This window comes from Sulfuriflexus mobilis, assembly GCF_003967195.1.
Taxonomy (GTDB): domain Bacteria; phylum Pseudomonadota; class Gammaproteobacteria; order AKS1; family AKS1; genus Sulfuriflexus; species Sulfuriflexus mobilis.
On record NZ_AP018725.1, the window covers coordinates 263,903 to 283,932 of the forward strand.

Here is a 20,030-nt window from a genome sequence, read left to right on the forward strand (position 1 = left end):
TTGTATTTAATTAATCGTATTGTACAGGGTTATAATATAAAGGTATTTCCTGCCTAACCGATACATTTAGTAGGTGACATCTTTAAACGGCCATTCCCGCGGATTATAACACGGCAGTACTTATTCTATGGTTACAGATTATTTTAAGGCCTATGCATTTGACGATGCCCGTCGACAGGCCTTGTTAGACCTGCTCGAGTTGACCGAGGCCGATCACCATTGCGCGCAAATTTTACAACAATTTATTCTAAGGCCGCATGCGGAAAAGATCATTGATGATTTTTATGCCTACATGCTCAAGTTCCCGGCATACAGGCAAATTATCCCTGAAAAGAAAATCGCCGCGCTGAAATCGACCCAGGCGAATTACCTGCAGAGTTTCGGGGTAGCCTTTGAGACCATTGGTTATTTCAGTCATCGCTTGATGGTGGGTGCGGCGCATAAATGGGTGGGCCTGACGCTGGGCCTGTACCAGTGTGCCTACCGTGCGTTACAGCAATTCATGCTCGATGCCATTCCGGAAGGTTTTGAAGAAGAGGGCATTAGCGGGCAACAGCTGCGTACCTTTATCCATAAAATGGTCAGCCTCGACATGACCCTGGCGATCGAGGCCTACCATAGCGCACAGCTGATGGACCTGGAAGAATCCCTGCATGAGTTGCGTGATGAGGGGGAGCATCTGCGGCAGAGGGTGATCACCGATAGCCTGACCGGGCTGGCGACACGTGAATATGCCTTGCGCGAGCTGCAGCAGCATCTGGAACGCTATAATGGTCGCGGCGACATCTGCCTGATCATGGCCGATATCGACTACTTCAAAAAGGTCAATGACACCCACGGGCATATGGCCGGTGACGAGGTCTTGCGTGAGGTGAGTCTTTCCCTGCAGGCCGCGGTCAGAGGTTTTGATACCGTCAGCCGTTATGGTGGCGAGGAGTTTCTGATCGTCCTGAGCCAGGCGAGCCCGAAGGTGGCGCGACAGGTGGCAGAGCGTATCCGTCAGCGGGTCAATGAGACCGTCATTGAGTTTGCAGGCAGTAAGTTATCTGTCACTATTAGTCAGGGAATTGCGGTGGCCCATGCCGGGGACACCGGCGCGGCATTACTCCACCGGGCAGACCAGGCCTTGTATCTTGCCAAGGAGCAGGGGCGGGATCGATTCGTGATGGACGAGGATGATGTTACTAGGCGTTGATACCGGCGGTACCTTCACAGATTTTGTCGTACTTGATGATCGGGGGTTGAGGGTTCATAAGGTCCTCTCCACCCCACAGGCCCCCGAGCAGGCCATTTTACAGGGCATGTGTGAACTGGGGCTGGTGTTTGCGGACAGCTTGCAAGTTGTGCACGGCTCGACCGTCGCGACCAATGCGGTGCTCGAGGGCAAGGGGGTGCGCACGGCCTATATCGGCAACCGCGGCCTGGCCGATGTGCTGACCATTGGTCGTCAGGCGCGACGTGAACTGTATAACCTGCAACCGGTGGCCAGTGGCCTGCCCGTTGAGCGGGGCCTGTGCCTGGAGACCGGTGGTCGCCTGGGTGCAGACGGTGAAACCCTGCAGGCCCTCAGCGAAGAAGACCTTGCACAGTTGCGCCGGCAACTGGAGCAGCTGGCCCCCGAGGCGGTGGCCATCAACCTGTTATTTTCCTTTCTTGATGATGCGGCCGAACGGGCCATTGAGGCGATCGTGCCGCCGACGATGTTTGTCTCACGTTCATCGAATATCCTCCCTGAGTATCGCGAATACGAACGTGGTATGACGACCTGGTTGAATGCCTACGTGGGACCGTTGGTGCAGGGCTACCTGACACGTCTGCAGGCGGGGATCGCGCCGTCCGCGTTGTCGGTTATGCAAAGCTCCGGTGGCACCATCGACGCCGCACAGGCCGGAGAGCAGGCGGTGCACCTGTTACTCTCCGGTCCGGCAGGCGGTTTGGCCGGGGCACGTTACATGGGACTGGCCTGCGGCCAGGAACACCTGCTGACCTTTGACATGGGCGGTACCTCCACCGACGTAGCCCTCATCGATGGTGAGTTGCGCCTGACCAGCCAGGGTGAGATCGCCGGCTACCCCGTTTCAGTACCGATGGTCGATATGCATACGATAGGGGCCGGGGGCGGTTCCCTTGCCAGTGTCGATGCCGGCGGCCTGCTTCAGGTCGGCCCGGAATCGGCCGGTGCGACACCGGGTCCGGCCTGTTATGGTCAGGGTGGCCGACGTGCCACTGTCACCGATGCCAATCTGGTACTCGGGCGCCTGCGTGCCGAGGCCTTTCTGGGCGGGGGTATGTGTCTCGATATCGCTGCCGCCCGTGAGGCCCTGGCGGTGATCGCCGAAGGCCTGGCCTGCACCGTCGAAGCCGCGGCGGAGGGGGTCTTACGCGTGGCCAATGAGCATATGGCACGGGCGTTGCGCGTGATCTCGGTACAACGGGGTGTCGACCCACAGGATTTTAGCCTAATGTCGTTTGGCGGCGCCGGGGGGCTGCATGTCTGTGCCCTGGCCGAGGCCCTGGGTATGCGCGAGGCGATTGTGCCGGTGCACGGCGGTGTACTGTCGGCCTTTGGCATGCTCGCCGCCCCGCGAGCCAGGCAATTATCGCGTACCGTTAACGGCGCCTTTGCTGCTGTTGCCGCCACGGTCATCGATGCCCACATCGAGGAGCTGGCCGCCCAGGGCAGGCGAGCACTGATGGCCGAGGGTGTGGAGGCCGCCAGTCTGCACACCGAGAGTGCCGTGGACCTGTGTTATCGCGGTCAGTCGTATACCTTCACGATTGCCTGGCAGGGGCATGTGCAATCCAGCGCGGCCTTTCACCAGGCGCATGCCGAACGTTACGGCCATCAACTGGATTTGCCACTGGAACTGGTTAACGTCCGCGTCAATCTACAGGCCCCGGCGCCGCAGCCCGTTCTGTCATGTGTCGGGACGGGGCAACCGGCACAGGCAGAGAGTCACGTTGAGGTTTTTGCCCAGCCACAGCCGGTCCCCGTGTATGCCCGCGAGGCGCTGATAACAGGGCAGCGCCTGGTTGGCCCGGCATTGATCACAGAGACGGTGTCGACGACCTGGTTAGCGGCGGGTTGGCAAGCCTGCCTGCATGCCTCGGGGAGTTTGTTACTGAGCCGCTAGTGAGCGATTTCAGCAATGATTGAGCCTGACCACTCGAGTGCATCGAGGTAGCCCTGGCGTATAAGTGCCTTATCGATAGTATACTGGTCAATCTCCTGCCACTGGCCCTCTTCATACTGGGTGACAAGGTTGAGAAGTTCACCGAGTTTACCCTCACGGGCAAGCAGGGCCTTGATGACCTCGTCATCCAGCGGTAGTTGTGTGACGAGGTCGGCCAGGGATTTGTCGAGTAATACATCAAGCATGGAAAACAGCCCTACGGTGAAGGCAGCATCTTCATTAATACCCAGGGCGGGGGCGAGTCGTTCACACATCTTTGCCCGGGTCAGGGAGATAGTAATGAGTTCGGGCGGCTTGTCATCGACCATGGATAAGCCAATCACGGTTACCCAGCTTTTTAATGGCTTGAGACCGAGAATGAGCAGGGCCTTTTTGATGGAATCGACCGTGGATTGCATGCTGTAGTAGGAAGAATTGATGATACGCAACAGTTTGTAACTGATGGCGACATCACGACTGATGATCTGTTCGAGTTCATGCATGTCACAGTCAGGGGACTGCAGCTTGGCGATCATCTCGAGCAGGGCCAGTCGGTTGGCGGGCAGTTGCTTACCGCTCACCACGTGTGGTTTACAGAAGTAATAGCCCTGGTAATAGTCAAAACCGAGTTCTTTGCACATTTCGTACTCTTCTTCAGTTTCGATCTTCTCGGCCAACAATTGCACATCAAGTTTTTTGAATATCGTGACGTGTCTTTTCAGCGTTTCAGTATCCAGCACCATCAGGTCAATTTTGATTATGTCGGCCAGCGGTAACAGGGCACGGTTTTTTTCGTTCAGGACAAAATCATCCAGCGCAATGGTGAAGCCTTGTGCAGAGAGTTGCTTGATGGCGGCGATGAGTTTGTCATCGACCTCAACATCTTCCAGTACCTCGAGGACAATCTTTTCGGACTGTAACGGCAAGGGGATGTCGCCGAGCAGAAAATCACGTGTCAGGTTAATAAAAGTATAGCGATGATTGCTGATATGCTCGAGACCGATCTCGAGGAAGGTATTGATAATCACCTGCGAAGTAGCATGGTTGCCGTCAATGACATTGGCGGTGGTGGTATGGCCGCTGCGAAACAGCAATTCATAGCCATAGACATTCAGTGACTGGTCAAAGATTGGCTGGCGCCCAACGTAGACCTCGTTACTGTTGGCATTGTCTGCTGGTGTTGACATACCCGATAGTAGTTCCTGAAAAACCTCTTCTCCGTACGAGTGTATCGGACGCGCAGGGGATAAACATTAATAAAACTTTCTTTTATCCTTTGCTGCGCAGGTAGTCGGAAAGGATCGTGGCGTGATCAAAGGCCAGTGGCCCGGGCCAGTCGCCGGGCAAGAAGACGCCGACTTGCCGGGCATCGTCCTCGGCGCGGGGGGTGCCACGGGCCTCGGCAATATACACGGCACTGACGGTATGTCCACGTGGGTCGCGCGAGGGCTCGGAATAACAGCCGAGTAGGCGGCTGAGTTGGACATCCAGACAGGTCTCCTCGCGAGCCTCGCGCACGGCGGCCTGCTCCAGGGTTTCACCGACATCGACAAAGCCCCCCGGCAGAGCCCAGCCAGAGGGTGGAAAGCGTCGTTCAATCAGTACGATAGGGCGGCCGGGACGGTCGGCCAATTCGATGATGATATCGACCGTCAATAAGGGGGTAACCGGTGCTGGCATGGATTTCCTCATTATTCAGGGGTTTTCTTTTGCAAATTCGGCCCGATATACCCTATTAACAAGCCGCTGGGTTACAATATAACGCATATCTGTACTCGCCAGGCTATCAACAGGGGCCAGCTCTTATGTTTAATGGATTTCTCGATTTATCGGTGTGGGGCTATATTGCCACTGCACTCATTCTTACCCATATTACCATCGCCAGTGTCACCATCTTTCTGCACCGCCACCAGGCGCACCGTGCGGTAGAACTGCACCCGGTGGTGAGTCACTTTTTCCGTTTCTGGTTGTGGATGACCACGAGTATGGTCACCAAGGAATGGGTGGCGGTGCACCGCAAGCACCACGCCAAGTGCGAAACCGAGAAGGACCCACATAGTCCGCAGGTCATGGGCATCGACAAGGTCTTGTGGCAGGGTGCCGAATTGTACCGTGCCGAGTCTAACAAACAGGACACCCTCGACGCCTATGGTCACAATACCCCGGATGACTGGCTTGAGCGTAATCTTTATAGTGGTCGCACCAACAAACTGGGTATCGCCCTGATGTTGCTCATCAATCTGGCCCTGTTCGGTCCTGTCGGCCTGACCATCTGGGCCGTGCAGATGCTGTGGATACCGTTCTGGGCTGCTGGTGTGATCAACGGTATTGGCCACTACTGGGGTTACCGCGACTTCGAGGTCAGCGATGCCTCCACTAATATCGTGCCGTTCGGCATCATCATCGGTGGTGAAGAGCTACATAACAACCATCATGCCTTTGGCAGCTCGGCGAAATTTTCGGTGAAGTGGTGGGAGTTTGATATCGGCTGGATGTACATCAGTATCCTCTCCATGCTTGGCTTGGCCAAGGTCAAGAAGCTCGCACCGAGACCCGTTATTGATCACAGTAAGCCGGCTATAGATAAAGACACGGTGATGGCGCTGGTGACCAATCGTTTTCAGGTCATGTCCAATTATGCCCGCGAGGTTATGAAGCAGGTTTACAAAGAAGAAGTACGTAAGGTTAGCGATAGTGTTTTACGTCGTCAGCTCAAGCGCGCGCGTAAGTTCCTGACGCGTAATGAGGCATTGATTGACGACACGGCTAAATTGCGTCTGCAGTTTGTTTTGTCACAGAACAAGGCATTGGATACAGCGTATGAATACAAGCAACGCCTGCTGGACATCTGGGCCAGCACCACGGCCAGTCAGGAACAGTTACTCCGCGACATTCAGGAATGGTGTCGCCAGGCAGAGGCTACCGGGATTAAATCCCTGCAGGAGTTTGCCAGGAGTCTGAAGAGTTATTCTCTTGCACCGCAGATGGTTCCGGCGTAGCGGTTGTTAGTGTTGTGTAAAAAAGCCCGGCTATGCCGGGCTTTTTTATGCCCTATCCCTGAAAAGGGAGTTCCTTCTCCCCGAGGGAGAAGGTTAGGATGAGGGAACAATAGGGTTTTTTGATTTATTCTTCTCAGCTTTAAGAGCTTTTAATATTCTTAAGAACAATTGTTCCTTACACGCCCACTGGGCGCGTGTCACTTTTCTTTACTTGTCTAAAGAAAAGTAACCAAAAGAAAAGACACCCGAATTCCCCGCCCTTTGGGTTCCCTGTGCTTCTCGACGAAGCGGGCGCTCCGCAACTCGGGCTGTGCTCCGCACTAATCGCCCTCAAACAGTGCTCGCTATGATCCCGCTTCGTCTGCGATGCTCGGCGGGGTATAACGGGATCCAAACCCACTTGCCTCAAGCATTGGGCGCTGAATTGGCACTTTTACCTTAGAACCCCTTTGGGCTTCATTAGGCATTTCCTACGCTTCGCTACGGTCATCCCCTTCGATGCAGCCGAGCCGCGCAGGAAATTTCCGGATGATCACGCGCAGTCGACCCCGTTTGTAGGCGCGACCGGAACGAAGTGAAGGTTGCATTAGGCCGTTAAGCAAACGGGCGGAGTTCTGCGCGTGCCGGAAATATCCTGAGCAGCGAGGGAATTCTTTTGTTCAGTGATAACTGAACAAAAGAACAAATCGCGGGGCGTGCTTTCTTTGGTTATCTTTCTTTGCACGAGCAAAGAAAGTAACTCGCGCGTGGTAAGCACGAAAAGAACAACTGCTTTTAAAAACTTAAAAGCTCTTAAAAAAGAACACCAAAAGAAAAACCACCCCTCTCCCTCAAGGGGAGAGGGAACTCAAAATGAGGGACAAAAAACAAGAAACCCGGCGATGCCGGGCTTCTCGAAATCAATAACAAGTAACAAAGATTATTTAATCTTCGCTTCCTTATACATGACATGTTTGCGTACAACCGGGTCGTACTTCTTGATTTCCATCTTTTCAGGCATGGTGCGCTTGTTCTTGTCAGTTGTGTAGAAGTGACCGGTGCCTGCACTGGAAACGAGCTTAATCTTATCGCGTGCCATGATAGTGCTCCTTAAACCTTTTCGCCGCGGCTGCGCATGTCAACCAAGACGGTATCGATACCTTTCTTGTCGATGATGCGCATACCCTTTGATGAGACACGCAGGCGTACCCAGCGGTTTTCGCTGTCGACCCAGAAACGGTGGGTGTGAAGATTCGGCAGGAAACGACGACGCGTGTGGTTCTTCGCGTGCGAGACGTTGTTACCCGACATTGGGCGCTTGCCGGTTACCTGGCATACTCTGGACATTGCTAAAGCCTCCAAAAAAATTCTATAGTTCGCGCGCCAAGCCGATACGGAACACGCGAAACGAGCCGCACTTTATACCAGAACGTCTGGCCTGCCGCAACACTGGGAAATCTTGACGATCGGCCGGAAAAGCCAATGATATCACTATAAATCAGTATGTTATATAGAGAATGGCGGGCTTCAGAAAGATCGCTGAAGTTGCCCGTGCTCGGCAAATGACCACGGTTCGCCGTCGCCGACGATGAAATGGTCGAGCACGCGGACCTCGATAAGCATAAGTGCCTCGACCAGACGCTCGGTAATGGCCTTGTCGGCACGGCTGGGTTCGGCGATGCCGGAGGGGTGATTATGGGCGAGGATCACGGCGGCGGCCTTATGGGCAAGGGCCTGCTGCACGACCTCGCGCGGGTGCACACTGGCGCCATCAATGGTGCCGAGAAACAGCTCTTCACAGGCGATCAGGCGGTGGCGGGTATCCAGGAACAGGCAGGCAAAGACCTCGCGGTGCCGGTCCCGCAGGCGGGCAGAGAGGTAGGCGCGGACCGCAGCGGGGTCACCGAAGGCGGTATCCCGTTCGAGGCTTTCCTGAAGGTGACGGCGGCCGAGTTCGAGCACGGCCTGCAGTTGTACGTACTTGGCCGGGCCGAGGCCGGGGCCTTCACAAAAGCTCGCCTGGTCGGCATCAAGCAGGGCGCGCAGGCCACCGAAACGGCTGAGCAGGTCGCGGGCGAGGTCCACGGCGGTCTTGCCCTGCATGCCTGTGCGCAGGAAGATGGCCAGTAGTTCAGCGTCGGAGAGGGCCTGTGGCCCGCGGTCGAGGAGTTTTTCACGCGGTCGCTCGGCGAGCGGCCAGTTACAAATGGTCATACATGCCTCCCTGGCAGCATTCGTCCCTGACGGCTCAGTCTACGCAGGAAGTTCCCCATGCTCAATAGGGAGTGAGTGGGCACTTATCTGCTAGAATCCCCCATTCTTATGAGTAGTCTTACCAACAAGCGCATCGTCCTTGGCGTGACCGGCAGCATTGCCGCCTACAAGAGCGCCGACCTGGTCCGTCGCCTGCGCGAGGCCGGCGCCGAGGTACGTGTGATCATGACCGCGGGCGGGCGCGAGTTTATTACCCCGCTGACCCTGCAGGCCGTCTCCGGTCAACCCGTGCATAGCGACCTGCTTGATGTCGACGCCGAGGCCGGCATGGGGCATATCACCCTGGCGAAGTGGGCCGACCTGGTGCTGATCGCCCCGGCCAGTGCCGATTGTCTGGCGCGGTTGGTGCAGGGCCGCGGTGATGACCTGCTCGGCGCCGTGTGCCTGGCGAGTAACGCGCCCCTGGCGGTGGCGCCGGCCATGAATCAGGCCATGTGGGCGGATGCGGCCACGCAAGGCAATGTCAAAAGTCTGCGCGGCCGTGGTGTACACATATTTGGGCCGGGAGAGGGCGAGCAGGCCTGTGGCGATATCGGTGCCGGTCGCATGCTCGAACCGGCCGAGCTGGTCAATGAGAGCATGGCCCTGTTCGTTACCGGTAGCCTGGCCGGTCTGCGTGTGCTGATCACGGCCGGGCCGACCCGTGAACCGATTGACCCGATGCGCTATATCAGTAATCGCAGCAGTGGACGCATGGGTTATGCCATGGCCGAGGCCTGTGTCGAGGCCGGTGCGCGCGTGACCCTGGTCAGTGGCCCGGTCTGTCTGCCGAGCCCGGAGCGGCTGACCCGCATAGATATCGAGACGGCGGCGGAGATGCTGGCGGCCGTCGAAAGTCGGCTGGCAGAGTGCGATATATTTATCAGCGCCGCGGCGGTGGCCGATTATCGGCCGGCACAGACGGCAGTACAAAAACTAAAAAAGTCAGAGGCGTCCTTCAGCCTTGAACTTGTGCGCACCGGCGACGTGCTGGCGCGGGTTGCGGCGCGGGAGGTGGCGCCGTTCACCGTCGGTTTTGCCGCCGAGACCGAAAACCTGAGCGACAATGCGCGCGGCAAGTTACAGGCCAAGGCCCTGGATATGATCGCCGCGAATATCATTGGCAAGGATGGGGATGGCGCGCCGCTCGGCGTGGAGAGCGAAGACAATGCCCTGAGCGTTTTCTGGCAAGGTGGCGGGCAGGAGCTGCCCAAGGCACACAAATCACAATTGGCACGGCAACTCGTTGCCCTAATCGGACAGAGGTACCATGAAAAGTAAAATTCAGTTAAAGATTCTCGACCCACGTATCGGTAATGAATTTCCTATCCCGGGTTACGCCACCGAAGGGTCGGCCGGCATGGACCTGCGCGCCTGCGTAGACGGCGCGGTTGAACTGGCCGCCGGTGATACCTATCTGGTGCCAACCGGCATGGCCATCCATGTCGCCGACCCGGCTTATGCCGCAGTGTTGTTGCCGCGTTCCGGTCTTGGTCACAAGCACGGTGTGGTGCTGGGCAACCTGGTTGGCCTGATCGATTCCGATTACCAGGGCCAGCTGTTTGTTTCCTGCTGGAACCGCGGTAAGGCGTCGTTCACGATTAATCCGGGTGAACGTATTGCACAAATGGTCATCGTGCCGGTCGTGCAGGCCGAGTTTGAGATCGTCGAAGAGTTTGACAGTAGTGAACGTGGTGCCGGGGGTTTCGGCCATACCGGTCGCCACTAGGGAAAGGGATTGTTCCACTAATGCACTTGCCTGCGTTTACATCGAGGAAGAAGAAAAATGCCAGGCTGAATCTGCGCCGGCATTTGTTACCGGGAGCCCTTATACTGTTTTCACTGGCGACCCTGGTGTATGTCTACCAGTCGGACTGGCGGCCGCCGGAGCAACCTGACCTGACGGCGACGTATCGTGCCGAGGCGCAGCAGTATGCGGCGTCCTTTGCCGATAGCTTGCAAGGTCTAAATCAGCGGCTCGATGCATTGGCCGCACAGCCGGGGCTCGCTGAACAACTCGCGGGTCAGGAGAGTGTCTTACTGACCGAGGCCGATGCACTATTACCCGGGTTGCTGAGCCTGCGCCTGATCGCCCCACGCACCACGCAGATTACGGATCATGCCCGGCCAACGCTGAGTTATGCCTGCTTTGACCTCGTCGCAGATTCTTCCAAGCCAGATAAAGTCGTCCCCATTGAGGCCCACCTGTACGGTGCCGATGTTCAGCATATCGATTTTGTCCGCCCGATACGTAATGAAGAAGGCGAGTGGGTCGGCGGCCTGTTGGCGAGTTTCAGTATCACCCTGTTATCGGCGTCGATGCCGGCCGTCAGCGAAGGTAAAGGTTATTTTGAGTTGCAGCAGGCGGGTCAACCCCTGGCCCGGGCCGGGGGGCATGCCGAGCGTGGACTTGATCCCTATACCTCGGCGGTGCATGGCAGTCGCTGGCGCATGGCCTACTGGCCGGCGACACGCGAGCTGGAACAGGCGGTTGATTATGCCGGCCAGCGTCTGCTGGCGGTGGGTGTAATTGCACTGATGATTTTTGTCTCGGCGCTGCTACTCGCATTTCGCAACGGGCGACACAGTAAGCCTATGCCTGATGATAAGAATGAAGTGGCGATGCCTGCCGAGAAACACGAAGAGGATACTGTTTCTCTCACCAGTTCAATCCTGGCAGAAGAGATTGGCAGTGATGTGTTGTTTCAAAGCACGGACGGTTTATTGGTTGTCGATGAGGAGGCTGCAATGGTTGGTGGTGATGACGTTCAGACTGAGGCAGGCAGCAAGCTCGATGCCTCCATTTTCAAGGCCTATGACATCCGTGGCATTGTCGACAAGACCCTGACGGAAGAGGTCGTGTACAACGTCGGTCGGGCATTCGGTAGTGAGGCACGTGCCCAGGGTGAGACAAAAGTTCTGGTGGCGCGTGACGGGCGTAACTCCGGACCGGCCTTGCTGGCACGGCTGAGCGATGGCCTGCGTGCGGCGGGTATCGATGTCATCAGTATCGGCATGGTGCCGACACCGGTGTTGTATTTCGCCGCGCAAACCCTTGGCACGGGTTCGGGCATCATGGTTACGGGTAGCCATAACCCGCCCGACTATAATGGTCTGAAGATGGTGATCGCCGGTAATACCCTGGCCTCGGAAGAGATCCAGGCCCTGCGTCAGCGTATCGAGACAAATGATTTCGACAACGGTGCAGGCAGTTTCATGGAACAGGATGTACTTGAACAATACATCAAACGCATCAGCGGTGATGTCATGCTGCTGAAGCGATTCAAGGTGGTGGTCGATTGTGGTAATGGTGCCGCCGGCGTCGCCGCACCACAGTTGCTGAAAGAACTGGGTTGTGATGTCGTTGAGTTGTATTGCGAGGTGGATGGAAACTTCCCAAATCATCATCCCGACCCGAGTCGTCCGGAAAACCTCAAGGATTTGATCGCGGCGGTGAAGGAACAGCAGGCCGACCTGGGCCTGGCCTTTGATGGTGACGGTGACCGCATCGGCGTGGTGACCCGCGAGGGCAAGATCATCTGGCCGGACCGGACCATGATGCTGTATGCCATGGACATCCTTGCCCGCAATCCGGGTGCCGAGATCATCTTTGACGTCAAGTGTTCGCGCAAGCTGGCCGAGGTGATCCGTGAACATGGTGGTGTGGCCACCATGTGGCAAACCGGCCATTCATTGATTAAACGCAAGATGAAGGAGAGCGGCGCCTTGCTGGCCGGTGAGATGAGTGGACATATCTTTTTCAAGGAACGCTGGTACGGTTTTGATGATGGTCTGTATTCTGCCGCGCGCCTGGTCGAATTGTTGGGCCCGATGACCGCAGATAAGACTGTCGCCGAGGTCTTTGATGCCTTGCCGGACAGTGTGAATACACCGGAAATCAATATCAGCATGGCCGAGGGCCAGCACCATGCCTACATGGAAAAATTTGTGGCCCAGGCGAGTTTCGAGGATGCCGAGATTACGACCATAGACGGCGTACGTGTCGATTTTGCCGATGGCTGGGGGCTGGTGCGTGCCTCGAACACAACCCCGGTACTGGTATTACGTTTTGAGGCCGACAGCGAAGAGGCCCTGGAACGGATTAAGAAAATTTTCCGTGAGCAGATGCGGGCCGTTGAGCCGGGCATTAACCTGTCATTCTGAATAAACGGCGTTATACTGCATAAAAATTTTTATACAATAAAATCGCAAAGAGTATTGCCATGAGCCTGACATCTGAAAACGCCATGAATATCGCCCACGTGCTGGGAGAGGCCTTGCCGTACATCCAGCGTTTCACCGGCAAGACCATTGTCATCAAGTACGGCGGCAATGCCATGGTCGATGACGCACTGAAGTCGAGTTTCGCCCGTGACGTCGTGCTCATGAAGCTCGTCGGTATAAACCCGGTGGTGGTCCACGGTGGTGGTCCACAGATCGGCCAGTTGCTCGAGAAGATCGGCAAACAGAGTGAATTCATTGAGGGCATGCGCGTCACCGACAGCGAGACCATGAATGTGGTCGAGATGGTACTCGGTGGCCTGGTGAACAAGGAGATCGTCAGCCTGATCAACCAGCATGGTGGCAAGGCCGTCGGTCTGACCGGCAAGGATGGCAGCCTGATCCGTGCCAGGAAGATGACCTTCACCCGCAATAAACCAGAGATGAAGGTGCCCGAGATCATTGATATCGGCCACGTCGGTGAGGTTGAGACGATTAATACCGCCGTTGTCGATATGCTGGTGCAGGGGGATTTTATCCCGGTGATTGCGCCGATTGGTGTTGGCAAGGACGGTCAGGCCTATAACATCAACGCCGACCTGGTTGCCGGTAAACTGGCCGAGACCCTTAAGGCTGAAAAGCTGATATTGCTGACCAACACCAAAGGCCTGCTGGATAAGGATGGCAAGCTGTTAACCGGGCTGTCATCACAGCGTGTTGATGAACTGATCGCCGATGGCACGATCCACGGTGGCATGTTGCCGAAGATTGGCAGTGCGCTGGAGGCCGTGCGTAATGGTGTGCAGACCTCACATATCATCGACGGCCGGGTTCAGCATGCCGTGATGCTGGAAATCTTTACCGACGAGGGTGTCGGCACCCTCATCCGCAGTTAATAGATAAAAAAGGAACAGCCATGTCGCCACGTGCAGACAAACAGGAACGCGGTACGCGTCGCCAGGCCATCCTTGAGGCACTGGCGCGGGAACTTGAAGAAAAACCCGGCGAGCGTATCACTACGGCACAGCTCGCGCGCGCGGTTGGGGTCTCCGAGGCGGCACTCTATCGTCACTTCCCGAGTAAGGCGAAGATGTTTGAGGGCTTGATCGAATTTGTCGAGGATACGATCTTCTCACTCGCCAATCGTATCCTTGCCGAAGAAAAGGAAGCCGTCACGCGTTGTGAAAAACTCTGCCTGTTATTGCTCGGCTTCGCCGAAAAGAATCCGGGTATGACGCGCCTGCTGGCCGGTGATGCCTTGACCGGTGAACATGCCCGCCTGCGCCTGCGTGTCAGTCAGTTCTATGATCGGATTGAAACCCAGCTCAAACAAATCCTGCGCGAGGCACGTCTGCATGGTCAGGTGATGAGCGATGCCCAGGTGCAGACACGTTCCTCGCTATTGCTGGCCCTTGTGGAAGGCCGCCTGCAACAGTTTGTGCGGAGTGGTTTTGAGCGTTCGCCGCTGGCACAGTGGCCGGCGCAATGGGCGAGCCTCGATTGTGTCTTGCGGGATTAGCGCCTACTGCACGCGGCGCTGGGGGCGCAGCTGGCGGTAGCGTTTTACATCGGCCTCAAACTGTTGGTAGATATTGTCTTTTTCGCCCTGCTTGTTGCTGACAAAGGCCTCGTATTGCTCGAGCTGAACCAGGGCCTGCTGGATATCCTTGCCGAGTTTCTCGGGGACCGGTTTACCGGCACGCTCGAGGTTGGCGGCCTGTTTGCGTAACTGGTTGAGGCGTTCTTCCGCCGCTTTCATGCTGCGATTGGTCAGGAGGATTTCCGTTTTAATGGACGTGATCTTACCGTCGCGGGCCATGACGATCTCGTCTTCGCTGGCGAAGGTATCCAGTAAGACACGGTCATGCGCGGCCTGTTCCTCGGCAAGGCGAGCCTTCTCTTCCTCAATAAGTTTGAGGCGGGCCTCCTCGGCGAGTTCTGCCTCGGTCCTGGCGCGCTCATGGTGCTTTATACGGGTACCTTGCTTGCTGATCTCATCATAACCCTGCTGGGCGTATTCGGGTGGCACGGCATTGCCACACTCACGAATGCCTTCGGCGTTGGTCCAGCATTTGATCTTGGCCAGGGCCGCGCCGGGGCTCAGGCCGAGGCCAAGCAGCAGGGGAAATATCAGTGTAAAGCGCTTGGTTTTTGTCACGATAGCTACCTGTTAGCGTAGAGGGTTACTGTAAAAAGAGTATAGCCAGCCCGTTTCTATTAGTCATTATGTAGCGGCGGAAGTTCGTCTGCCATGAACAAGGTCACAGTGAGAGCCGATTTACCATGCTTGATCAATTGTTATTATTCGTCATTTCGCTGCTGGCGAATATCTTTTCCGCCTTTGCCGGTGGCGGCGCGGGGCTGATCCAGCTACCGGCGTTGATTTTTCTCGGCCTGCCGTTTGCCGTGGCACTGGCCACGCACAAGGTCGCCAGTGTCGCCCTCGGTGTCGGCGCGACCATTCGCCATGCCCGTGAAGATGCCCTCGAGCGGCGCTTTGCCCTGTTCATGCTCGCCGCGGGACTGCCTGGTGTGGTGCTTGGGGCGAGCCTGATCCTGCAGGTGCCGGACCGTGCCGCGCAGGTGGCCCTTGGCCTTCTCACCGCCGGACTGGGCCTGTATTCGTGGTTAAAGAACGACCTGGGCCTGAATCATGCGCCGAGCCACCGCGATACCCGAGGGTTTATTATTGGTGCTGGGGTGTTGTTCATTATCGGTGTGCTCAACGGTTCGCTGACCTCAGGCACGGGGCTGTTCGTGACCCTGTGGCTGGTACGCTGGTTCGGCCTCGACTACAAGCGCGCCGTGGCCTATACGCTGATCCTGGTTGGCATGTTCTGGAACGGCCTGGGGGCTCTGACGCTCGGCCTGCTCGGAGATATCCGCTGGGACTGGTTGCCGGTGCTGTTGCTGGGTTCACTGCTGGGCGGTTATATCGGTGCGCACCTGGCGATCGTCAAGGGTAATCGCTGGATCAAGCGCGTCTACGAGGTCATTACCCTGTTGATTGGCATCAAGCTGATTCTTGGGTAAGACAGGTACCGGAATTATCGATACTTTCGTGTTATTAACGCAAAGGTCGCAACTAGGGAAATAGAAAACCCTGCCTTGGTAAACGCTTACCGTACCTGCCCAGGCTCAGGCTTTCGGGCCGTACTTGGCACGGTAGGCGCGGATACGCTCGAGGTCTTCGGCCAGTTGCGGTTTGTCTTCGAGGTAGGTGATGAGGTCGTCGAGCGTGACAATACTGGCAACCTTGATACCGTGACGCTTTTCTACGGCCTGGATGGCGGTCAGTTCACTGCCTCGGCCACGCTCCATGCGGTCCAGTGAGATTGCCACACCGGCCGGGGTGGCACGCGCGGCACGGATAATTTCCACGGACTCATCGACGGACATTCCCGATGAGATCACATCATCAATGATCAAGACACGACCCTTGAGCTTGGCGCCGACGGTGATACCGCCCTCGGCATGGTCCTTGGCCTCCTTGCGGTTGAAGACGTAAGGCACGTTGCGCTGGTGGTGGTCATAGAGGGCGACGCTGGCGGTGGCGACGAGCGGAATACCCTTGTAGGCCGGGCCGAAGATGCAGTCATATTCGATGCCGCTTTGCTCGATCGACTCGGCATAGTAGCGACCGAGGCGGGCGAGGCTCTCGCCGGTATTGAACAGCCCGCTGTTGAAGAAGTACGGGCTCAGGCGGCCGGACTTGAGGGTAAACTCGCCGAAGCAAAGCACGCCGGTGGCGATGGCGAAATCGAGAAATTCGTGCTGATATTCTTTCATGGTTGTAATGCCGTGTCCGTCTGTGGAATGCTATGGCGCGTTATCATACACGCTGAATGGGAAGGTTGGAACGCATGCGCATTATTACCGCGAACGTCAACGGCATCCGTGCCGCCGAAAAGAAGGGCTTTTTTGACTGGATGAAGCGTCAGCGCGCCGATGTCATCTGCCTGCAGGAGACCAAGGCCCAGGAGCACCAGCTCGAGGCCAATGACTATCATCCGAAGGGCTATCACAGCTATTTCTTTGATGCCGAGAAAAAGGGCTATAGCGGTGTCGCCCTGTATTGCAGGCAGGAGCCGGATGCCGTACGCACCGGCCTGGGCTGGGACCACTGTGATACCGAGGGCCGCTGGATCGAGGCCGATTTTGGCAATATCACGGTAGTTTCCCTGTACCTGCCTTCCGGTTCAACGAGTGAGGAACGCCACGCCAACAAGCTCGATTTTATGGACAAGCTGCGCGCTGAGATGAAAAAGATGCGCCGCCGTAAGCGCGAATATGTGATCACGGGCGATTTTAATACCGTGCACAAGGAGATCGACATCAGAAACTTCAAGAGCAACCGCAAGAACTCGGGTTGTACGGATGAGGAACGCCAGTGGATGGACGATGTGCTGAACAAGGATGGCTGGGTCGATGCCTTCCGCGAGGTGGTAAAGGGTCCGGACCAATACACCTGGTGGTCAAACCGCGGTAATGCCCGCGCCAACAATGTCGGCTGGCGCATCGATTATCAGCTGGTCACGCCCGGGCTGGGCGACAAGGTGAAAAAGGCCAGTGTCTATAAAGAGAAGTGGTTCTCCGACCATGCGCCGTTGACAATTGATTATGATATCTAGTAACGAGTTCGCGCATTCATTTTCCTTTTTTCGCCACCGCGCGCCACGAGGTCATATGTGATGCAACCGTCCTTTTGATAAGTTGTTTCTACCAGTATTCTTGGACGCGGCTTCACCTCAGGCGTCTTGTCGGCGTGCAAGCTAACGCTTCACACTACCGTCAGCAACAAAGCGAGCGAGGAACGAGCGGCGCTTTTTCTGTTCGAGCGCATGTGATGGTTAGGTTTCTTTGTTCTTTGGTATTCTAATGAAGTGGTAATACATAAATTTTTGTTCTTTATTGGCTGGAGTAATATGCACTTCGCTTTTCACCTCTATTAACTTAAACTCTTCCCCCAACTCCGCTGTAAGTTTCTCTACATCATATTGCACGATATCGAGCCCACTACATTTTTCCGGTCCACCGATTGAAAATGCTGCAATGATGAGATGCCCGCCTGACCTTAGTGCATTTTTTAATGCCTTGACGTAGGCTTTTCTATCGGATTTATCCGTTAGGAAATGAAACACAGCTCGATCATGCCAAAGTGAGAACTGATGTCTGGCATTAAATTGGGTTATATCAATTTCGTACCATTCAACGTGCCGTGCAAAATCGCCAAGCCTTTTTTTGGCACAGGAAAGTGCTTCCTTAGAAATATCTAAAACAGCCAAATTTGTGAAACCTTCCTTGCACAGGTGATCTACCAGCACTGAGGCACCACCCCCAACATCAATGATTGGCTCACCACTAGCGACCTGTGTGCCACGGATAAGCTCCAATGATAGAGATGGTTCCTTTTGGTACCAGCTCACATCTAAAGGGGATTTTTGTTGGTAGACGCTTTCCCAATGCGCTTTTTTGTCAAACACCATGCGAAATCTCTAGTTTTAAAACCTAGGCATAATGACTTTTCGCGAAGGACGCCGATCCAGTTGAACAATTTTTAATGTCGTCACCTAATCCTCAACAATGTCGTTTTTTAAACTCAAAATAAATGCAACAACGTCATCACATTCCTGTTTAGGAACATTTAATGCGACCATAGTATCACCCGCATGCCCCAAAAACACTGCCCAGTCACCTTCACTTATTTTCATGCCCTCATGTGATAATTTCATGTCCCGGCCAGTATAGTAAACTGGCCCACCTGCGTTTGAACATAAATAATCAATTAACAATTGTTTCTCTCTTTTGATGCCGTCATTACCTCTGTTCTGCCAGAAGCGGCCCAGTTGAGAATCTGATTGTAATCGTGGCAATAAATCATCGATAAAACCGGTGATGCCATCGTAACCGCCTAAACGTTCGTAAAGTGTTTTCTCAGTCATTGGATTTTCTCTGTGATTTATTTAATAGGTGTGACGTCAAGTTAACTGGGGTTCGCGATTTTTCGCCGATCTAGTTTAACGCCTTGTTGTGCGTTTTAGTGCTCATGCATATCAGTCATTTTTTCTGGGGCGAGTGCTGGAAACTTATGTACTGCGTATTGAGTATGGCAGCTAACACAGCTTTCACTTAGTTTTGAAAAATAAAAACCGACTAATTCCGGCTTTTTATTTTTGGCCGCTTGATTTAGCATGCCGGACAAATAATGAAATTCTTGATCTAGCTTTATGAATGATTCAGGGAGAGAAGTATGTAGTTCTTTTACTTGTTCGTCAGTAAGGCTTTGCTTCAAAATATAGCTGTTTTTCATTTTATGAGAAATATTTTCAATCTCACTCCAGTTTCCAGTGACATAAGCTGGAATTACAGACATCATTCCATTTTGTAATGCTAGCATTTCTTTCGTTAGCAGCTCGCGCAATTCAGGTGAAAGAGACTCTATACCAGAAATATCCTTTTTTGTTTCATGACTGTGCAAGTCTTCCCCATAACTTAACGAAGACAATAATGCTAAAGAGAGAAAGACAATACTAACTGCTAATTTCATAAATAATTCCGTTGTTAGTTTTTTGGTGCAAAATCGTTAAAGCTGTGGGGCGCGAGCTGCGAAACGTCCTATACGAGGACCTTGTGTGCACAACCATTGTTATCAAATACAATCATGAGTAAAAGGTTGATACACGACACTAATTGCTTTTAGCACCAACTGGCTTGGTTATCGGCCTTGTCGAGGACTTCTCTGACATTGGCCTCGAGGATGCGGTAGCCGAGGTTACCATAGAGTTTTTGCCGACCCTCATTGAGCAGGTAGGACGGCGAACCCTCAATGCGGTATTCATCGCGCAGTTCGATATCGCGCATGAGGGCGGCCATGGCCTGGCCGTTATCCAGCAGCTCTTCGATGGCGGCGGTGGGCAGTCCACCTTCCTCGGCGATGGCGAGTAATTCAGAGCGGGTATCGATGCGCCGATTATCGCGGAAAAAGGCCAGGCGTAATTGCCAGGCGGTTTCTTCAAAGCGTGTGCGGTCCTGGCAATCGCTTAAGCACTCACTGGAAATTTCGCCTTGCTGTTCGAGTAGTTGCACGGCCTTGAGGAACTGGTGGGCGGGTGCCGAGCTGCACGGTGCTTGTTCACACCAGAGTGCCTCATGGACCTCGACGTGCGGGAAGTCGACGCAGACCTTATGAATATGCTTGCCAAAGCCGATGAATCCCCCCTTGTCCTGCCAGCCCTCACTGATGCGGTGTTCGGTGTGACCGAATACGGGAATAAAGTGATGCTGGAGCGTGATTTGCTGGTTAAAGGCATGGCGCAGTTCATCAAGGCGTATCTGGGCCACGTAGGCCCAGATACATAAGACATCGGAAAAGTAATCAATGCGAACGCTTCTGGTTTTAGTCATT

At 55.0% G+C, this 20,030-nt stretch carries 21 protein-coding genes; 10 read left to right on the forward strand and 11 right to left on the reverse strand.

All coding sequences use genetic code 11. From position 1 onward, the window contains the following. Window positions 1-127: 127 nt before the first annotated feature. Together EL386_RS01320 and EL386_RS01325 are read left to right on the forward strand one after the other, a co-directional pair. Window positions 128-1,195, forward strand: a complete 1,068-nt coding sequence (locus EL386_RS01320) for a GGDEF domain-containing protein (RefSeq protein WP_126452523.1) — start codon at window positions 128-130, stop codon at window positions 1,193-1,195. After that, a complete protein-coding gene (locus tag EL386_RS01325) occupies window positions 1,176-3,134 on the forward strand; it encodes a hydantoinase/oxoprolinase family protein (protein WP_126452525.1) in 1,959 nt (652 codons plus the stop codon). Before EL386_RS01320 ends, EL386_RS01325 begins: the two co-directional genes overlap by 20 nt. On the opposite strand, the gene EL386_RS01330 is transcribed toward EL386_RS01325, so the two are convergent. Continuing rightward, complete coding sequence (locus tag EL386_RS01330) at window positions 3,131-4,360, reverse strand: EAL and HDOD domain-containing protein (RefSeq protein WP_126452527.1); 1,230 nt, start codon at window positions 4,358-4,360, stop codon at window positions 3,131-3,133. The genes EL386_RS01325 and EL386_RS01330 overlap by 4 nt on opposite strands. An 82-nt stretch (window positions 4,361-4,442) precedes the next feature. Beyond that, the gene (locus EL386_RS01335; RefSeq protein WP_126452529.1) at window positions 4,443-4,853 is read right to left on the reverse strand and encodes an NUDIX domain-containing protein; all 411 of its coding nucleotides are present in this window, start codon (window positions 4,851-4,853) and stop codon (window positions 4,443-4,445) included. 125 nt (window positions 4,854-4,978) lie between these two features. Here EL386_RS01335 and EL386_RS01340 point away from each other — a divergent pair, with 125 nt between their 5' ends. Continuing rightward, window positions 4,979-6,172 carry a DesA family fatty acid desaturase gene (locus tag EL386_RS01340; protein WP_126452531.1) on the forward strand — a complete coding sequence of 398 codons (1,194 nt, stop codon included), beginning with the start codon at window positions 4,979-4,981 and terminating at the stop codon, window positions 6,170-6,172. A gap of 919 nt (window positions 6,173-7,091) precedes the next feature. Here the strand turns inward: EL386_RS01340 and rpmG are convergent. From rpmG to radC, 3 genes are all read right to left on the reverse strand, one after another. Continuing rightward, window positions 7,092-7,250 carry a 50S ribosomal protein L33 gene (gene rpmG, locus EL386_RS01345; protein WP_126452533.1) on the reverse strand — a complete coding sequence of 53 codons (159 nt, stop codon included), beginning with the start codon at window positions 7,248-7,250 and terminating at the stop codon, window positions 7,092-7,094. A gap of 11 nt (window positions 7,251-7,261) precedes the next feature. Beyond that, a complete protein-coding gene (gene rpmB, locus EL386_RS01350) occupies window positions 7,262-7,498 on the reverse strand; it encodes a 50S ribosomal protein L28 (protein ID WP_126452535.1) in 237 nt (78 codons plus the stop codon). 180 nt (window positions 7,499-7,678) lie between these two features. Further along, complete coding sequence (gene radC / locus EL386_RS01355; RefSeq protein WP_126452537.1) at window positions 7,679-8,365, reverse strand: RadC family protein; 687 nt, start codon at window positions 8,363-8,365, stop codon at window positions 7,679-7,681. Window positions 8,366-8,473: 108 nt separating this feature from the next. Between radC and coaBC the strand changes: the two genes are divergently transcribed. The 5 genes from coaBC to slmA are packed head-to-tail and all read left to right on the forward strand — an operon-like array spanning window position 8,474 to window position 14,144. Next, a complete protein-coding gene (gene coaBC / locus EL386_RS01360) occupies window positions 8,474-9,685 on the forward strand; it encodes a bifunctional phosphopantothenoylcysteine decarboxylase/phosphopantothenate--cysteine ligase CoaBC (RefSeq protein WP_126452539.1) in 1,212 nt (403 codons plus the stop codon). Next, window positions 9,675-10,133 carry a dUTP diphosphatase gene (gene dut / locus EL386_RS01365; RefSeq protein WP_126452541.1) on the forward strand — a complete coding sequence of 153 codons (459 nt, stop codon included), beginning with the start codon at window positions 9,675-9,677 and terminating at the stop codon, window positions 10,131-10,133. The genes coaBC and dut overlap by 11 nt, the downstream gene beginning before the upstream one ends. A 20-nt stretch (window positions 10,134-10,153) precedes the next feature. Further along, complete coding sequence (locus tag EL386_RS15840; RefSeq protein WP_126452543.1) at window positions 10,154-12,568, forward strand: phosphomannomutase/phosphoglucomutase; 2,415 nt, start codon at window positions 10,154-10,156, stop codon at window positions 12,566-12,568. Window positions 12,569-12,627: 59 nt separating this feature from the next. Then, on the forward strand, window positions 12,628-13,521 hold the full coding sequence (gene argB / locus EL386_RS01375; protein WP_126452545.1) for an acetylglutamate kinase: 894 nt from the start codon (window positions 12,628-12,630) through the stop codon (window positions 13,519-13,521). Between the two features lie 20 nt (window positions 13,522-13,541). Beyond that, a complete protein-coding gene (gene slmA, locus EL386_RS01380) occupies window positions 13,542-14,144 on the forward strand; it encodes a nucleoid occlusion factor SlmA (protein ID WP_126452547.1) in 603 nt (200 codons plus the stop codon). Between the two features lie 3 nt (window positions 14,145-14,147). Here the strand turns inward: slmA and EL386_RS01385 are convergent, their stop codons facing one another. Next, window positions 14,148-14,783 (reverse strand): hypothetical protein, encoded by a 636-nt coding sequence (locus EL386_RS01385; protein ID WP_126452550.1) that lies wholly within the window; start codon window positions 14,781-14,783, stop codon window positions 14,148-14,150. Window positions 14,784-14,908: 125 nt separating this feature from the next. On the opposite strand from EL386_RS01385, the gene EL386_RS01390 reads away from it, so the two are divergent. Continuing rightward, a complete protein-coding gene (locus EL386_RS01390; protein WP_126452552.1) occupies window positions 14,909-15,658 on the forward strand; it encodes a sulfite exporter TauE/SafE family protein in 750 nt (249 codons plus the stop codon). Window positions 15,659-15,763: 105 nt separating this feature from the next. Here EL386_RS01390 and pyrE read toward each other — a convergent pair whose 3' ends face one another. After that, window positions 15,764-16,414: an orotate phosphoribosyltransferase gene (gene pyrE, locus EL386_RS01395; protein ID WP_126452554.1), complete on the reverse strand. Its 651-nt coding sequence runs from the start codon at window positions 16,412-16,414 to the stop codon at window positions 15,764-15,766. A 74-nt stretch (window positions 16,415-16,488) separates the two neighbouring features. On the opposite strand from pyrE, the gene EL386_RS01400 reads away from it, so the two are divergent. Continuing rightward, window positions 16,489-17,256: an exodeoxyribonuclease III gene (locus EL386_RS01400; protein WP_126452556.1), complete on the forward strand. Its 768-nt coding sequence runs from the start codon at window positions 16,489-16,491 to the stop codon at window positions 17,254-17,256. A 219-nt stretch (window positions 17,257-17,475) separates the two neighbouring features. On the opposite strand, the gene EL386_RS01405 is transcribed toward EL386_RS01400, so the two are convergent. The 4 genes from EL386_RS01405 to EL386_RS01420 all read right to left on the reverse strand — a co-directional run bounded on the left by EL386_RS01405 (window position 17,476) and on the right by EL386_RS01420 (window position 20,029). Continuing rightward, complete coding sequence (locus EL386_RS01405; protein WP_197722128.1) at window positions 17,476-18,111, reverse strand: class I SAM-dependent methyltransferase; 636 nt, start codon at window positions 18,109-18,111, stop codon at window positions 17,476-17,478. A gap of 84 nt (window positions 18,112-18,195) precedes the next feature. Continuing rightward, window positions 18,196-18,567 (reverse strand): group I truncated hemoglobin, encoded by a 372-nt coding sequence (locus EL386_RS01410; RefSeq protein WP_126452558.1) that lies wholly within the window; start codon window positions 18,565-18,567, stop codon window positions 18,196-18,198. Between the two features lie 95 nt (window positions 18,568-18,662). Beyond that, on the reverse strand, window positions 18,663-19,172 hold the full coding sequence (locus EL386_RS01415; protein ID WP_126452560.1) for a hypothetical protein: 510 nt from the start codon (window positions 19,170-19,172) through the stop codon (window positions 18,663-18,665). 149 nt (window positions 19,173-19,321) lie between these two features. After that, window positions 19,322-20,029 carry a DsbA family oxidoreductase gene (locus EL386_RS01420; protein WP_126452562.1) on the reverse strand — a complete coding sequence of 236 codons (708 nt, stop codon included), beginning with the start codon at window positions 20,027-20,029 and terminating at the stop codon, window positions 19,322-19,324. Window position 20,030: the final 1 nt, after the last annotated feature.

Bases quoted from the DNA above. Each gene is read 5' to 3' on its own strand.
- rpmB (WP_126452535.1), bottom strand. From the start codon at position 7,498: ATGTCCAGAGTATGCCAGGTAACCGGCAAGCGCCCAATGTCGGGTAAC.
- slmA (WP_126452547.1), top strand. From the start codon at position 13,542: ATGTCGCCACGTGCAGACAAACAGGAACGCGGTACGCGTCGCCAGGCC.
- EL386_RS01330 (WP_126452527.1), bottom strand. From the start codon at position 4,360: ATGTCAACACCAGCAGACAATGCCAACAGTAACGAGGTCTACGTTGGG.
- argB (WP_126452545.1), top strand. From the start codon at position 12,628: ATGAGCCTGACATCTGAAAACGCCATGAATATCGCCCACGTGCTGGGA.
- EL386_RS01325 (WP_126452525.1), top strand. From the start codon at position 1,176: ATGATGTTACTAGGCGTTGATACCGGCGGTACCTTCACAGATTTTGTC.
- EL386_RS01410 (WP_126452558.1), bottom strand. From the start codon at position 18,567: ATGACTGAGAAAACACTTTACGAACGTTTAGGCGGTTACGATGGCATC.
- rpmG (WP_126452533.1), bottom strand. From the start codon at position 7,250: ATGGCACGCGATAAGATTAAGCTCGTTTCCAGTGCAGGCACCGGTCAC.
- coaBC (WP_126452539.1), top strand. From the start codon at position 8,474: ATGAGTAGTCTTACCAACAAGCGCATCGTCCTTGGCGTGACCGGCAGC.
- EL386_RS01415 (WP_126452560.1), bottom strand. From the start codon at position 19,172: ATGAAATTAGCAGTTAGTATTGTCTTTCTCTCTTTAGCATTATTGTCT.
- EL386_RS01390 (WP_126452552.1), top strand. From the start codon at position 14,909: ATGCTTGATCAATTGTTATTATTCGTCATTTCGCTGCTGGCGAATATC.
- EL386_RS01340 (WP_126452531.1), top strand. From the start codon at position 4,979: ATGTTTAATGGATTTCTCGATTTATCGGTGTGGGGCTATATTGCCACT.
- pyrE (WP_126452554.1), bottom strand. From the start codon at position 16,414: ATGAAAGAATATCAGCACGAATTTCTCGATTTCGCCATCGCCACCGGC.
- dut (WP_126452541.1), top strand. From the start codon at position 9,675: ATGAAAAGTAAAATTCAGTTAAAGATTCTCGACCCACGTATCGGTAAT.
- EL386_RS01400 (WP_126452556.1), top strand. From the start codon at position 16,489: ATGCGCATTATTACCGCGAACGTCAACGGCATCCGTGCCGCCGAAAAG.
- EL386_RS01320 (WP_126452523.1), top strand. From the start codon at position 128: ATGGTTACAGATTATTTTAAGGCCTATGCATTTGACGATGCCCGTCGA.
- EL386_RS01335 (WP_126452529.1), bottom strand. From the start codon at position 4,853: ATGCCAGCACCGGTTACCCCCTTATTGACGGTCGATATCATCATCGAA.
- EL386_RS15840 (WP_126452543.1), top strand. From the start codon at position 10,154: ATGCACTTGCCTGCGTTTACATCGAGGAAGAAGAAAAATGCCAGGCTG.
- EL386_RS01420 (WP_126452562.1), bottom strand. From the start codon at position 20,029: ATGACTAAAACCAGAAGCGTTCGCATTGATTACTTTTCCGATGTCTTA.
- radC (WP_126452537.1), bottom strand. From the start codon at position 8,365: ATGACCATTTGTAACTGGCCGCTCGCCGAGCGACCGCGTGAAAAACTC.
- EL386_RS01405 (WP_197722128.1), bottom strand. From the start codon at position 18,111: ATGGTGTTTGACAAAAAAGCGCATTGGGAAAGCGTCTACCAACAAAAA.